9 protein-coding genes are annotated in these 14,619 nt (G+C 71.5%); 1 reads left to right on the top strand and 8 read right to left on the bottom strand.

Annotated elements, in window-relative coordinates; all coding sequences use genetic code 11:
• Window positions 1-98: 98 nt before the first annotated feature.
• Window positions 99-2,222: a DNA gyrase subunit B gene (locus ACFY9E_RS07085; protein ID WP_390980086.1), complete on the bottom strand. Its 2,124-nt coding sequence runs from the start codon at window positions 2,220-2,222 to the stop codon at window positions 99-101.
• A 442-nt stretch (window positions 2,223-2,664) separates the two neighbouring features.
• Here ACFY9E_RS07085 and ACFY9E_RS07090 point away from each other — a divergent pair, with 442 nt between their 5' ends.
• Window positions 2,665-2,892 (top strand): hypothetical protein, encoded by a 228-nt coding sequence (locus tag ACFY9E_RS07090; protein WP_390980088.1) that lies wholly within the window; start codon window positions 2,665-2,667, stop codon window positions 2,890-2,892.
• Window positions 2,893-3,013: 121 nt separating this feature from the next.
• Here the strand turns inward: ACFY9E_RS07090 and ACFY9E_RS07095 are convergent, their stop codons facing one another.
• The 7 genes from ACFY9E_RS07095 to ACFY9E_RS07125 form a co-directional block, all read right to left on the bottom strand.
• Entirely contained in the window at window positions 3,014-3,862 is an 849-nt protein-coding gene (locus ACFY9E_RS07095) for a trypsin-like serine protease (protein WP_390980090.1), read from the bottom strand.
• Between the two features lie 138 nt (window positions 3,863-4,000).
• Window positions 4,001-5,542, bottom strand: coding sequence for an RNA polymerase sigma factor (locus ACFY9E_RS07100; RefSeq protein ID WP_390980092.1), 1,542 nt, complete (start codon window positions 5,540-5,542; stop codon window positions 4,001-4,003).
• 427 nt (window positions 5,543-5,969) lie between these two features.
• Complete coding sequence (locus ACFY9E_RS07105; protein WP_390980094.1) at window positions 5,970-6,857, bottom strand: FCD domain-containing protein; 888 nt, start codon at window positions 6,855-6,857, stop codon at window positions 5,970-5,972.
• Window positions 6,858-7,018: 161 nt separating this feature from the next.
• Window positions 7,019-9,088: an ATP-binding cassette domain-containing protein gene (locus ACFY9E_RS07110; protein ID WP_390980096.1), complete on the bottom strand. Its 2,070-nt coding sequence runs from the start codon at window positions 9,086-9,088 to the stop codon at window positions 7,019-7,021.
• A 134-nt stretch (window positions 9,089-9,222) separates the two neighbouring features.
• On the bottom strand, window positions 9,223-9,981 hold the full coding sequence (locus tag ACFY9E_RS07115; RefSeq protein ID WP_031116901.1) for an NUDIX domain-containing protein: 759 nt from the start codon (window positions 9,979-9,981) through the stop codon (window positions 9,223-9,225).
• 130 nt (window positions 9,982-10,111) lie between these two features.
• Entirely contained in the window at window positions 10,112-12,031 is a 1,920-nt protein-coding gene (locus ACFY9E_RS07120; RefSeq protein ID WP_390980098.1) for a glycogen debranching N-terminal domain-containing protein, read from the bottom strand.
• A 635-nt stretch (window positions 12,032-12,666) separates the two neighbouring features.
• Window positions 12,667-14,595 (bottom strand): DUF4192 family protein, encoded by a 1,929-nt coding sequence (locus ACFY9E_RS07125; protein WP_390980100.1) that lies wholly within the window; start codon window positions 14,593-14,595, stop codon window positions 12,667-12,669.
• Between the last annotated feature and the right edge of the window lie 24 nt (window positions 14,596-14,619).

A 14,619-nucleotide genomic window follows, 5' to 3' on the forward strand; every position in this document is an offset into this window, starting at 1 on the left:
GACACGTCTCCTGCGGCACCGGAGGCGTACCGGACCAGTACGGATACGGCCGGGGCGCACACGCCCCGGCCGTATCCGACCACAGCCCGCCGGAACGGCTACGCGTCGATCCGCGACCGGTCGAGCGTCGCCGCCGAGTTGGAGATGAACTCCTTGCGCGGCGCCACGTCGTTGCCCATCAGCAGGTCGAAGACCTGCTCGGCCGCTTCCAGGTCGGACAGGTTGATCCGGCGCAGGGTGCGGTGGCGCGGGTCCATCGTCGTCTCGGCCAGCTGGTCGGCGTCCATCTCGCCGAGACCCTTGTAGCGCTGGATCGAGTCCTTGTAGCGGATGCCCTTGCTCTGGAACTCCATGAGCGTGTCGCGCAGTTCACGGTCCGAGTACGTGTAGACGTACTTGTCCTGGCCCTTCTTCGGCTGGACGATCTCGATGCGGTGCAGCGGAGGCACCGCCGCGAAGACCCGGCCCGCCTCGACCATCGGCCGCATGTAGCGGTGGAACAGCGTCAGCAGCAGGGTGCGGATGTGCGAGCCGTCGACATCGGCGTCGGTCATCATGATGATCTTGCCGTAGCGGGCGGTGTCGATGTCGAAGGTCCGGCCCGAGCCGGCTCCTATGACTTGGATGATCGCACCGCACTCGACGTTCTTCAGCATGTCCGTCACGGACGACTTCTGCACGTTGAGGATCTTGCCTCGGATCGGCAGCAGCGCCTGGAACTCGGAGTTCCGGGCGAGCTTGGCCGTGCCGAGCGCGGAGTCGCCCTCGACGATGAACAGCTCGCTGCGGTCGACGTCGTCGCTGCGGCAGTCGGCGAGCTTGGCGGGCAGCGAGGACGACTCCAGGGCCGTCTTGCGGCGCTGCGCGTCCTTGTGCTGCCGGGCGGCGATGCGCGTACGGGCCGCGGCGACGGCCTTCTCCATGACGACGCGGGCCTGCTGGGCGGCGTCCCGCTTCGTGGAGGTCAGGAACGCCTTGAGTTCCTTCGTGACCACGTTGTTCACGATGCGGCGGGCCGCCGAGGTCCCGAGGACCTCCTTGGTCTGGCCCTCGAACTGCGGCTCGGCGAGACGCACGGTGACCACCGCCGTCAGGCCCTCCAGGGCGTCGTCCTTGACGATGTCGTCCTCGGCGACGCGCAGCATCTTCTTGGCGCGCAGCACCTCGTTCATCGTCTTGGCGACGGCCTGCTCGAAGCCCGCGACGTGGGTGCCGCCCTTGGGCGTGGCGATGATGTTGACGAACGACCGGAGCGTCGTGTCGTAGCCCGTCCCCCAGCGCAGCGCGACATCGACGCCGAGCTCGCGGGTGACCTCGGTGGGTGTCATCTGACCGTGGTCGTCCAGGACGGGGACGGTCTCCTTGAAGGTGCCCTGCCCGGAGAAGCGGAGGACATCGCAGACCGGCTTGTCGTTCGCCAGGTACTCGCAGAACTCGCTGATCCCGCCGTCGAAGCGGAAGGACTCCTCGCCCTTGCTGCCGCCCTCGCCGAGCCCGTACTCGTCGCGCACGACGATGGTCAGGCCGGGCACCAGGAACGCGGTCTGGCGGGCGCGCTGGTGCAGCGTGTCCAGGTTGAGCTTGGCGTCCTTGAGGAAGATCTGGCGATCGGCCCAGTACCGCACGCGTGTGCCGGTGCGGTTCTTCGGGATCTTCTTGGCCTTGCGCAGGCCGCTCTTGGCATCGAACTTGGCTTCCGGGCCGTTTCCGGCGAAGGCTCCGGGGACACCACGCCGGAAGCTGATGGCGTGGGTGTGCCCGTTCCGGTCCACCTCGACGTCGAGTCGGGCGGACAGGGCGTTCACCACGGAGGCGCCGACGCCGTGCAGACCGCCGGAGGCGGCATAGGAGCCGCCTCCGAACTTGCCGCCGGCGTGCAGCTTGGTCATGACGACCTCGACACCGGAGAGACCGGTCTTGGGCTCGACGTCGATCGGGATGCCCCGGCCGTTGTCCCGGACCTCGACCGAGCCGTCGTCGTGGAGGATCACCTCGATGTGGTCGCAGTACCCGCCCAGGGCCTCGTCGACGGAGTTGTCGATGATCTCCCAGACGCAGTGCATCAAGCCACGGCTGTCGGTCGACCCGATGTACATACCCGGGCGCTTGCGTACGGCCTCGAGCCCCTCGAGGACGAGCAGGTGCCGCGCGGTGTAGTTGGAACCGTCCCGGTCTGCTCCTGCCAGCAGAGCTGTGGACGGCACGGACGTCTCGGCGGTCACGCGGTTCGCTCCTCGCTGAATTTCAGATGGGGCCCTCATGGGTAAGGGCGCGGCTTCAGTCACCGGTGAGAGGGTACCGAGGCCTGGTAGAGCCGTTGTAACGCCACCCTCGTCGGAAACTCACCCTAGTCCAGACTCGCATGTACGTTCGATCCCTCGATGGAGTGAAGTACACATCACGTTCCCTTCCAGGCATGAACCATTTAGGCTCCGGGCACGTCCTCATGAACAACCGGCAACCCAGCCGGGAGGACCGACCACCGATACGACGCGAAGCCCCGTAAGACACATAGACACGCAATACGGCACATTCGCCGCCAACCGGCAGCAGACAGCCGCCTCGCAAAGATTCTTTCGAGGAAAAGCCACGAGCGGGAACGTTTTGGGGCTGGTTGGATGTTGACCCTGGTACGACAGCTCGTCGAGCTAGAGAAGAGGCGACGTGACTACTGTTCTGACCCCCGCGAGCCCGCTGACGGCCGCTGATCGCTGCGACCGCTGCGGCGCCCAGGCGTACCTGCGCGTCGTCCTGGTCAGCGGCGGCGAACTGCTCTTCTGCGCCCACCACGGTCGCAAGTTCGAGCCGGAACTCAAGAAGATCGCCGCTGAGATACAGGACGAGACGGAGCGACTCACCACCGCTCCCGCGACCGCCGAAGAAGAGCGCTGACACCTCGCGTCCGACGACGAGCCAGCCCGGCACAGGCCGGTGAACGGGCGGTTGCCTCTGGTCACCAGAGGCAACCGCCCGTCCTCGTCCCCCAACCCGGCACCAGGCTCCGTCGGACGCCTCACCTACCTTCCGAAGCCCGTGTCCAGCCGAGCGTCCGCATGATGTCGGACACTCGCGTGTACACCCCGGGGCTGCCGGCCCGGCCACAGCCGATCCCCCAGGACACGAGCCCGATCAACCGCCCCTGGGCCACCAGCGGCCCGCCGCTGTCCCCCTGGCAGGCGTCCCGGCCCCCCTCGGCCTCCCCGGCGCACAGCATGCCGGTGGCGTCGTAGGTGCCGTCGGCACCGCCCGGATACGCCTCCTCGCACAGAGCGTCGGGGAGTACGCGCACACGTGCCGCCCGCAGATCGCTCGGATACTCGCCGGCGCCCGAGGTGTCGCCCCACCCGTACACCGTCGCGGCTCCACCCGCCGCGTAGGCGGGGTCGCCACCGGCCGCCATGGGGATGACCGAGTCGCCGGCAAGCGGTTCGGCCAGGGTGAGCACGGCGAAGTCGCCGGCGTTGGTGACACCGTCGTAGGCGGGGTTCACCCAGGTGCGGCGCACAGCGATCTCCTGGCCTCCGGTGCCCGTCTGCAGATCTGTGCGCCCCGCTATGACCCCGAGGTCCCGCACACGCTCCGGCGGCCCTCCGAGCACGCCATCGTCCAGACAGTGGGCCGCGGTGAGCACAGTGGTGGGCCCGACCACCGCGCCGCCGCAGAACTGCCCCGCGCGCGTACCCCCGAACCGGTCACGACTGGACAGGGCCACCGTCCAGGGGCTCTGGGACGCCTCGACGGGGAAACCCCCTATGACCACGCTGTCGGCAGCCACAGGGGCACTGGAGCCCATCGATATGGCGGGTACCGCGGCCGCCAGGGCCAGCGGCAGGACCAGAGCTCGTGCCAGTCGGCGACGCATACGCACTCCTCACTCCGTGATGTCGGTGGGACACCCAGAGTGATCCACGGCGCGGGGCCCCGCACCCGCGGGCTGGACGGCACCACGAAGGCCCGGCCCCCCTCGGGGAACCGGGCCTTGCGTGTCGTGGGACCGCGCTCAGTCGAGGTAGTCGCGCAGCACCTGCGAACGGGACGGGTGGCGCAGCTTCGACATGGTCTTGGACTCGATCTGACGGATCCGCTCACGCGTGACGCCGTAGACCTTGCCGATCTCGTCGAGGGTCTTCGGCTGACCGTCGGTGAGACCGAAGCGCATCGAGACGACGCCCGCCTCGCGCTCGGACAGGGTGTCCAGGACGGAGTGCAGCTGCTCCTGCAGGAGCGTGAAGCTGACCGCGTCGGCCGGGACGACCGCCTCGGAGTCCTCGATGAGGTCACCGAACTCGCTGTCGCCGTCCTCGCCGAGCGGGGTGTGCAGCGAAATGGGCTCGCGGCCGTACTTCTGGACCTCGATGACCTTCTCCGGGGTCATGTCGAGCTCCTTGGCCAGCTCCTCCGGGGTGGGCTCGCGACCCAGGTCCTGGAGCATCTGGCGCTGCACGCGCGCGAGCTTGTTGATGACCTCGACCATGTGCACCGGGATACGGATGGTGCGGGCCTGGTCGGCCATGGCGCGGGTGATCGCCTGACGGATCCACCAGGTGGCGTACGTGGAGAACTTGTAGCCCTTGGTGTAGTCGAACTTCTCGACCGCGCGGATCAGACCGAGGTTGCCCTCCTGGATGAGGTCCAGGAAGAGCATGCCGCGGCCGGTGTAGCGCTTGGCCAGGGAGACCACCAGACGAAGGTTGGCCTCCAGCAGGTGGTTCTTGGCGCGGCGGCCGTCCTCGGCGATGATCTCCAGCTCGCGCTTGAGCTTGGGAGCCAGCTTGTCGGCGTTGGCCAGCTTGTCCTCGGCGAACAGACCCGCCTCGATGCGCTTGGCGAGCTCGACCTCCTGCTCGGCGTTGAGCAGGGGGACCTTGCCGATCTGCTTGAGGTAGTCCTTGACCGGGTCGGCCGTGGCACCGGCGGCGGCGACCTGCTGCGCGGGCGCGTCGTCCTCGTCCTCGTCGGAGAGCACGAAGCCGGCGTTCTCGGCGGTGGCCTCGGGCTCATCACCGGCCTTGCCGGGGGCGGCCTCCTCGAGCACCTCCTCCTCGAGGATCTCGGCGTCGTCCTTCTTGGCGCTGGTCTTCTTGGCCGCCGTCTTCTTGGCGACGGCCTTCTTGGCGGTCGCCTTCTTGGCGGTCGTCTTCTTGGCAGCCGCCTTCTTGGCGGGCGCCTCCTCCTCGGCGGCGGGCTCGGAGGCGGGTGCCGCCGGCGTGGCGGTGGCGGTGGCCTTCCGGGTGGTCACCGCCTTGGCCGCGACCGTCTTGGTGGCGGTGCGCTTGGCGGGACTCTTCGCTGCGACGCTCTTTCGGGTGCGCTTGGGCTCTGCGGCACTGACCATCAGCGTCACACCCTCTTCCTCGAGGATCTGGTTGAGGCTGCGCAGTACGTTCTTCCACTGAGTGGCCGGAATCTGGTCAGCTTCGAAGGCCCGACGCACGTCATCGCCGGCGATCTGCCCCTCAGCCTTTCCCCGCTCAATGAGCGCCATGACAGAGACGGACTCGGCGATCTCCGGCGGGAGCGTACGGGATGTGCTGGCCGACACGAACAACCTCTCGGAACGTTGGAAAACGGCTTCCGGCCCCGTCCACAGAGGACAGGAGCCGACCGCCGGCTTGGGGATGGGCCGACGGCGCGGGCGGGGGCCGGGAAGATGCACAGCGCCGTGAACGGCGTCCGTATTCCCTCCGCGGCTGTCACCTCTTAGGTCATCGCGTTCTTCCCGCGAGCGTTACGCCCAATCCGCGTGGCCCGAGTCACACCCCGTAAGCGAACAAAAAAGGTCATACGCGGCCAGAAGGGGGCATAAGTGGTGGCAGCCCGGCCGTCTCGCCGGGCCCTGACCCCTTCGCGCCGTCGGACCCCGCAGGATCACGAGGATCCCACGGGGTCCGACGGGAGGCGGATCACCGATCAGGCACTGCCACAGGAGGGGGGTGGCACACCCGGCCGCGCCGCCCGCGGAACGGGTTTCAGTGCTCGCGCGGCGCGGGCACGACCCGTTCCACCTCGGGGTGGACCATGAGAAGTTGGCGCATGGCCGCCTCGGCCGCCCCTCCGTCGCCGGTGGCGAGGGCCTCACAGATGCGGCCGTGATGCGCCAGCGAGGCCTCGGTCGGCCGGTCACAGCCCGTGACCGGGTTGCCCGAAACCTGAAGGGCCGCGGACACGATCCCGGAGAGATGCTCCAGCATGCGGTTGCCCGCTACCTGGATGAGGAGGGAGTGGAACTCGGAATCGGCGCGGGAGAAGGTGAGCGCATCACCCTGGGCCATGGCGTGCCCCATGATCTCCACCATGTCCGCCAGACGCTGCTGGACATCCTCGCGCCCGTGCCCGGCAGCGAGGCGGGCGGCGAGCGGCTCGATCGTCCACCGCAGCTCGCACAGCTCGCGGCGCTGGTCGTCGCGCTGTGGCCCGAAGGCCCGCCACTCGATGATGTCCGGGTCGAGGAGGTTCCAGTCGCTGACGGGGCGCACACGCGTGCCGACGTTCGGGCGGGCGCTCACCAGGCCCTTGGCCTCCAGGACGCGGAGCGACTCGCGGACGACGGTGCGGGAGACCTCGAAACGCTGGCCGATCTCCTCGGGCACCAGCGGGCGGTCGGCGCCCAGGTCGCCGGAGACGATCATCTGACCCAGCTGCTGGACGAGTTGGCCGTGCAGCCCGCGCCCGCGGCTGCCCGCGGCGCGTCGGCCCACACGGCCCAGCTCGTGGTCCGCGCCCTCCCAGGCAGGGATCCCGACGCGGTCGACGGCGGGCGCCTCGGCGTACGGGTAGCGGTCGAGTTCGCCCGGGCTCGTGAGGCCGGAGTCAGCGGAGCGGGCGGCGGTCATCATGGTGTGCGCAAGGGTACTCACGCATCCTTTGTCGGCGCCGTTTCCAACTCCCTTGAGGTCTTTGGTGAAAAGCACACGAAAGGGTGATCGCTCACCCCGTCGCAATTGACGCCTTATCGGAAAGAAATGGGCGGTCTGCGGGGAGTTGTGCGCATGGCCGGACTAAGGGTTACGGACAGTCGTCACCGGAGCCTGCCGCGCAACGTGGTGAGGAGATACGCGCAGAGCAGCGCGGTCAGCGACAACGTCAGGGCGCCGCCGACGGGTTGGGAGATCACCGCCAGAACGGCCTCCAGGTAGCGCTCTCCCCCGAAGGGCCATCGCGGCAGGAAGGCCTCTCTCAGACGCATGGGGAGTCCGGCCGCGGTTCGCACGGACGGTCCCTCCACGAGCCTGTGCACGACGGGCACGACGAGGAGGGGAACGGCTGCCACGGCGGCGAGCCCGGCGGTGGTGGACCGGAAGACGCCTGCGGCCAGTACGCCGGCCCAGGCGCAGCCCACCACGAGCCCGATCCAACTCGCACTCAGCGGGAACCAGTCCGCGGGAATCTGGGCGAGCTCCCGTCCGTAGACGAGATAGAGCACTTCGGCGTCGCAGCCGACGGTGAGGGCGGCCAGCACCAGCGCGGTGGCCGAGGAGACCAGCAGTTTGGCGGCCAGCAGCCCCAGCCGGCGGGGCACGGTGCCGCGGTCCGCCGCCAGGGCGGGGTGGCGGAACTCGTCGCCGAAGGCCAGCGCGCCGAGCAGTCCCGCGCCCAGCGCCGCGGGCGGCAGCGGCAGCTCCCGCGGCCACGCGGCCAGGAGGCGCGGCTGCGGGGTGTGCCCGATGCGCGCGAGCACCACGGCGGTCACCGCGGACACGACGAGCACGACGGCCCCGGTCAGGAACCCGGTACCGATCCCGGCGGCACGGCGGATCTCGTACCGGAGGGGGCGAAGGGGGCTGGGGGCGGGGCGGACGGAGATGGGGGGCGGCAAAGGGGGCAGTGCGTCGAGTGTGCGAGGCGTGCGGGCGCCGGTGGAGTGAGGCACCCGGAGCGGGGAGGGTGCCGTCGCCGCCGGGGCAGCGTTGCTCGTGCGGTCGCCCGGGGAGGCACCCAAGAGCTCGGCGGCGGGCAGCGGCTGCCCGGAGGAGGGCGACGTCCCGTCCGTGACCGGCTCCGGCACATCTGAGAGGGGTCGCGGCTCAAGCGTGGGGCGCGGTTCGGTCGCGCCCGCTGTCACGGGGTCTGTGACGGCCGGTCCCGACGGGTCGAGAGACAGCCCCTGTTCTCCGGGCCGGAGCGCGAAGTCCGTCCGGCGCGCGTCAGTTGCGTGCCCCGGCTCGGCGGGGCTGCGGTCACCCGGCCCGCTTGTCCCATGGAGGCCCGCGCCGGGCCCCATGTCTCCGATCTCGTCGGCGAGTTGGTGGATGACGATGCCGTGGCGGAACGCGATCTCGCCGATGTCCGCGCAGGTACCGCCGTACACGGACAGGCGGTTGCCGCCCTCACGGACGACTTCGAGGGAGCGCTGTGAGGTGCGCGCCTGTTTGGCCAGGAGAGCGGCCAGACGGGCCGCGTGCGGGCTGCGTACGGCGACACGGGGACGCAGGCGGGTGCGCGAGAACTCCGCGGCCTCCTGGTCGGCCACGAGCCTGCCCTGTTCCAGGGTGACGACGCGGTCGGCGGTCCGCGCGGCCCCCTTGGGGTCGGCCGTGGTGAACAGGACCGTGCCGCCCTGAGCGGCGTGGGCGCGCAGCATGCCGTGCAACCACGCGCTCTCCCGCGCGGAGAGCCCGTCGGCCGGGTCGTCGAGGACGAGGGTGTGCGGGTCGGCCAGGAGGACGCAGGCCAGTCCGAGGCGGCGGTCCATGCCCCGGGAGAGGGCGCCGAGGCGCTCGTCGCGCAGGCTCACGAGCCCGACCGCCTCGAGGACTTCGTCGGCACGCCGGACCGGAACCCCTGCGGCGGCGCACAGCATGCGCAGATGACCGCGGACGGTACGGGCGGGATGTCCGGGCACATCGCCCAGCAGCACACCGACCTCCCGCGAGGGATGGGCGATGCGGTGCAGGGGGCGGCCCCGGAAGTGGGTGATGCCGCGGCCCTGTTGGAGCTCGAGCATGAGTCTGAGAACCGTCGTCTTGCCGGCGCCCGGTGCTCCGAGCAGCGCGGTGATGCGGCCCGCCCGCGCCTCGAAGGAGACGTCGTCGGCTGCGGGCGGTAGCTCTTTGCGGGGATTGCTGGTCAGTCCGAAGGCCTGGATCACTCACAGTAAGATAGCGCGCTATGTCCGTTTTTCCGGGCATCCCAAGGCCTCCCCCGGGCGGGACGGTAACCCCCTTGCCGGGCTGTGAACGGCTCGGGTTCCGGGCCCGGCGAGGCCCGCGCCCGGCCCGCCGCTCACACCTCGGGGCGCAGCATCGGGGGGTTGAGCAGCGTCGCGCCACCGGCGCGGAAGAGCTGGGCCGGGCGTCCGCCCTGGCGGGTGGTCGTCCCGCCCGTCGGGACGAGGAAGCCGGGTGTACCCGTCACCTTGCGGTGGAAGTTGCGCGGGTCCAGTGCAACGCCCCACACCGCCTCGTAAACACGGCGCAGTTCCCCCACCGTGAATTCGGGCGGGCAGAAGGCGGTGGCCAGCGACGAGTACTCGATCTTGGAGCGGGCGCGCTCCACCCCGTCCGCCAGGATCTGCGCGTGGTCGAAGGCGAGCGGCGCGACCGGCTCGGCGTCACGCCCGTAACCGCCCTGCTGCAACAGCTCCTCGACCGGGGCCCAGCGCGCGTTGCTGGCGTCTCCGCCGGCTCTGGGTGCCGGCAGGTCGGGGGCGAGGGCGAGATGGGCGACGCTGACGACTCGCATCCTGGGGTCCCGCTTGGGGTCGCCGTAGGTGGCCAGCTGCTCCAGGTGTGCGCCGTTGTCCTGGGCCGGGACGGACGGGTCGTGGACGCGCAGTCCGGTCTCCTCGGCCAGCTCGCGTGCCGCGGCCTGAGCCAGGTCCTCGTCGGCCCGTACGAAGCCGCCGGGCAGCGCCCAGCGTCCCTGGAACGGCGGTTCGCCCCTGCGTACCGCCAGCGCGCACAGGGCATGGCGGCGCACGGTCAGCACGACCAGGTCCACGGTGACGGCGAAGGGCGGAAACGCTGACGGGTCGTAGGGCATGCGGCGATCATAGTCGTCTGCCTGACGATAAACACTCCCTCCACCGGTCACATCACTTACTGATCCACTTCGGTCGGGCAAGGGCTCCACTGTCCCTTCCCTTGATCCTGAAGCGGCACGTCGCTGCAGGTCATACGCCCAGCTGTAGTCCGTCGGCCGCCTCCTCGACCATGGCGAGCCCCAGGCGGCTGACCCGCACGGAGAACGGGGCGCCCGCCACGCGCAGTCCGGTGAAGCCGACCTCGCCGAGGGGTGCGCCACGCACGGGGCGCAGCGTGACCGTCCCTGCCGGTGCGTCGGGGCGGATACCGGCGAGGGTGGTCAGCAACAGGACTCCACCCGCCGCCGCTGTCGCCGCGGGGCGGCAGGCCGCCGGGTGCGGGAGTGGAGCGCTCCCCTCCGTGCGCTGCTCCCCCGCGTACATCTCGGGCAGCCGGTGGGTGAAGGTCTCGGCGGCCGCGAGTACGCCGCGCAGCAGCGAGCCGGCTTCCTTCTCGAAGCCTGCGGCGGCCAGTCCCGCCACGGCGAGCGCCGTCTCCTGGATCCGGACGGCTCCCGCACGGTGGCCGAACGGATTGAAGCCCGGCTCCTTCGCGCCCAGTCCGCGCAGGCCCCACCCCGAGTCCATGACCGGGCTGCCGAGCAGCCGCGCGAGGTTCTCGGTGCGGATCTTGTCGAGCAAGCCGGGCGCCGACTCACCCCCGCCCAGCAGGCCCGTGTCGAGAAGGTGCACGGCGGCTGCGCCCAGGTGGGGCACCAGGCTGCCGTCCTGGGCTCGGGCTGCCGCGGGCCGGCCGCCTCCCCGGTCCTCGACCCAGAAGTCCTCGCGGAAGGCGGCCCGCAGGGCCTGCGCCCACTGTCGGAGTGCCGCTCCTCCTGTCCGGCCGCAGGCGTCCAGCAGGTCGGCGCCGAGCAGGGCGGCGCGGTGGGCGTGAGCCTGTGTCTCGCAGCGGACGAGTCCGCCCGGGCCGAGGTCGCGCAGGTACGTGCCGTCACCCACAGCGTTCCGCAGCCAGGCCAGACAGCGCTCGGCGGCGGGCAGCAGCGCTTCCGTCTCCCTCTCGGCCAGGCCCCAGCGGCGGGCCTCGGCGAGCAGGGCGGGGAAGAGAAGCGTGGCCTCCGTACCGGTGCACTGCGGCGGAAGATGCGGCCCGGCGTCCCTTCTGGGACCGGGGATCATTCCGGACTGCGCGGAAGGGCCGGTGAGTTGGGTCCGGGCGAGGATCCGCAGCGTTCCAGCGGCGAGGCCGGTGCCCAGTGGCAGCACCATGCGGGCGGCGACGAGCGCGTCGGCGGGGGCGAGACCGCAGCGCCAGGGTGCCCCCGCCGCGAGGTGGGTGTCGGCGGGGTTCGCGGAGTCACGCAGGAGAAGGGCCTGGAGGTCCTCGATGCTCGTCCGCAGGAGGGCCGGGACTCTGGGGTCGTCGCCCTCCGCGCAGGCGGCGGCGAGGGGGCTGGTCGCCGCCCGGCCCGCGGCTCGCAGGGGCCCCGCGCCGTCCGGCCGCACTCTCAGTTCCACGGTTCTGCTGCCGCCGGGCGGCAGGTCGAGCTCCCACCGCAGGAGCCCGGCCGAGGCCAGGGCGTCCAGGGGAGGCGGTTCTGCCGTGACGGACGCGTGGCCGGTGGCGCAGGACCAGCGCAGTCCGGAGCCGTGGACACTGGCCTGGAGTTCGGGCCCGGCGTTGCCGGAGGCGATCGCCCCGAGGTCGGCCAGGTCGGTGCCCAGGACGATCTCCACCGGCAGACGGAGCGGGCGGGGTACCGCGCTGTGCAGGGTGATCCGCTCCGTGCCGTCCGCGAAGCGGTTGCGTTCCACGATCACGTCCGGATCCGGGCCGGCCTGCGGGGACGTACGCAGCGTCCCCACGAACCTGGCGCGGTCGGCCGAGGCCATCCGGGCCTGCACCGCGAGGGGCTCTCGTCCGGCCACGCGGATCTCGCACCGCGAGAGCACGCGCCGGCCGCCACGGTAGAACCCCTCCAGTCCACGGCCGGTCAGCTGGCCTTCCTCGGTGGAGATGGCGAGGCCGGGGAGGGCGACACCGATCATCACGGTGTGGGCGGGTGGCAGGTCGGCGGACCAGCGCAGTCCGGGGACCGTGGCACCACGGGGAGGCGGCGGAGTCGTATACCCCGTCGGGGACGGAGCCCGCCCCTGAGCGAAGGATGCCGAGGTCGGGCCGTACCCGGGACCCGCACCGGGGCGACGGCTCCGACCCGCCCATCGGGAAGACGAGCGTCCCGGGCCCGGTGGCGACGGCGGGCGCGAGTCGGGGTCGGTGGGTGTGGACGCGTTCGGGGTGCGGCCGGGGAATCCGGGCCCGTGGCCGTCGCCCCGTGCCGCTGGTCCCGGAGGGGCAACCTCGTCCCCCGCCGGTGGCGCCCCGGTGCCGGGCGGGCCGAGGCCTGATCCCAGGGGCGGCGGAGATCCGCCCTCGGGGCGGCGGTCGTCGGCGGCGGAGGGCGGAGTCGGCTGGTGCATGGGAAGGCTTCCTCTGCGCTCTGTGCGCCTCTTCGTGTTCGGGCGCCGGTGCCGGTGCCTGTGTCGGAGGCCTCCGACGGGGCAGGGGCGGGGCGGCGTCACAGCCTGTCCAGCCGTTCCGCCACTCAGGTGAACGGCGTGAGCGTCCTCCGAGTCACGCCCGAGGACCGTCCCCCTGCGCCTCGCCCCCGCCCGGCGGAGGCTCACTCCTCACCGCCCGTGCCATGTCCGGGCCGCTTGCTCTCCTGGTCCGTGCCCCCGCGGGGCATGGCCGCCTTCTTCGCCACACGCGCTCGTGCGCGGCCCGTGCGGACACTGCCGGGCCGGGCCGCGTCCGCCGGAGTCGGACGGCCCGGGCGCGCACCGGTTCCGGTGTCACTGGCAGGGCGCGTGGGGTCCGCCGGTGTGCGCCGACGGGGAGTCCGTGCGGCCAGGTCACGGTCTTTTGCGCCGGTACGGCCGGACGCGGCGCCGGCGATGCCGGTGGTGCCGGTGGTGCCGGCAGGGCCAGTGATGCCGGCAGGGCCAGTGATGCCGGCAGGGCCGGTGGTGCCAGTGGTGCCAGTGGTGCCAGTGGAACGGAAGCGGCGGCGACGGTGTGACGGCACGGCTGCCGATGCGGGCTTGCCGCTCGGCCCGGACTCGGTCGTCACCGCACCCGACGAGAGTCCGTCGCACGGGTCGAACCCGGTCGGGCTGGGGTCGAACCCGGTCGGGCCCGCTGCCCGCGCGGACTTGTCCCTCGGCTCGGGATCCGTCGTGATCGCTGCCCGTGGGGGCTGGGCGGCCGGCCCGGGGTCCGGCGCCGCGGTAGTACCGCGCCCGGTGGGATCGTCAGCGTCCGCCGGCGCATTCAAGAGCTCGGCCACCGTGCGCCCACGGCCTTTGCGTTCCGCTCGCAGACAACTGCGGATGGACTCCGGGTCGAGGCCCTCGTTGCAGGCCTGGTGCAGGAGACGGGCGAAGAGGTAGTCGGGATCGGCGCCCAGGGCCATGGCGAGGGCTTCCCGGGCCTCCAGCTCATCGCCGGTGGACCAGGCGACCCAGCCGGCCAGAGTGAGCGGCGCCGCGGCATGTTCTCCGTAGGGCCCGACGCAGCGGCGGGCAAGCGTCCGCCAGAGGCGAAGGGCGCGTGCGGCTTCGTCGCCCTCCATCCACTCGGCCGCGCGATCGCGGGTCGCTCGGTCCTGGAGACCGAGGATCAGCCGGGCGGCCTCGTCGCATTCGAGCAGTTCGTCGTCACGTAGGTCCGCCAGGAGCGTTCCGGAGACAGGTTGTGCGTCGGCGAAGCGGTCCATAATCCTGCCGGCCAGGTCCAGCGTTTCGTCGGTCACGGCGGCGCGGCCCACGTCGTCGAGGAGCTTCGGCACCAGCGCCATGCTGGCGGTGTCCAGGGCGGCCTCCTGCTCGAGGGCCGCGGCGTTCTCCCAGGGCAGCAGCCTGGCCCTGAGCTCCCGCAGTGTGCCGCGCACCTGGATACCGGCGTAGGTGGCCGCTGCGGCCAGCACGGAGGTGCCGGGCAGGCCCATGGGTGCTCCCTCGGGGGAGCAGCATGCCGCGTTGTCGCAGCAGTACGACCAGTAGCGGCCCTCCGAGATGCACAGGGCCTCGACCACCACCACGTCGAGGGAGCCACACTCGACACGCAGCCTCTGGGCCAGCGGCCTCAGGCGCTCCATCACCTGGCGGCCGGTTTCGCCCTTCTCCGGTTCCTGGCACAGGAAGGCGACCATCGACTCCGGGCGGGCCCCTCGGCGCTCGCTGCCCCTCACGAGGCCGTGGGACAGTTGCCGGGCTGCGGACTGCCAGTCGTCCGCGTTCGCGGGGATACCCAGCCGGGCCCGGCCTCCGAACCGCCCTCGTCCGTCCCTGTCGTGCAGGGCGACCAGGACGATGCTGTCCTCGGGGCGGTACCCGAGGAGATACGGCAGGGCGTCGGCGAGCTCGGCCGGGGTGCGCAGGGTGACCTGGTGCTCGCCGCTGTGACTGTCGTACGCGGGGCCGGGGGTGTGCGGCCCGGACGCGTCGCTCTCCGCGTTCTCCTGCGCACCGGCCTGGCGCCCGCTCTGCGCCTCAGGCCCGGTGATGTCACCGTTGTCCGGGGATCCGGTCGTTTCGCTGTGGTTCGTCATGCGAGGACCATCTCGCGGAACCCA

Source organism: Streptomyces sp. NPDC012466, assembly GCF_042955215.1.
Classification (GTDB): domain Bacteria; phylum Actinomycetota; class Actinomycetes; order Streptomycetales; family Streptomycetaceae; genus Streptomyces.

Bases quoted from the DNA above. Each gene is read 5' to 3' on its own strand.
- ACFY9E_RS07115 (WP_031116901.1), bottom strand. From the start codon at position 9,981: ATGCCCTACGACCCGTCAGCGTTTCCGCCCTTCGCCGTCACCGTGGAC.
- ACFY9E_RS07125 (WP_390980100.1), bottom strand. From the start codon at position 14,595: ATGACGAACCACAGCGAAACGACCGGATCCCCGGACAACGGTGACATC.
- ACFY9E_RS07095 (WP_390980090.1), bottom strand. From the start codon at position 3,862: ATGCGTCGCCGACTGGCACGAGCTCTGGTCCTGCCGCTGGCCCTGGCG.
- ACFY9E_RS07120 (WP_390980098.1), bottom strand. From the start codon at position 12,031: ATGATCGGTGTCGCCCTCCCCGGCCTCGCCATCTCCACCGAGGAAGGC.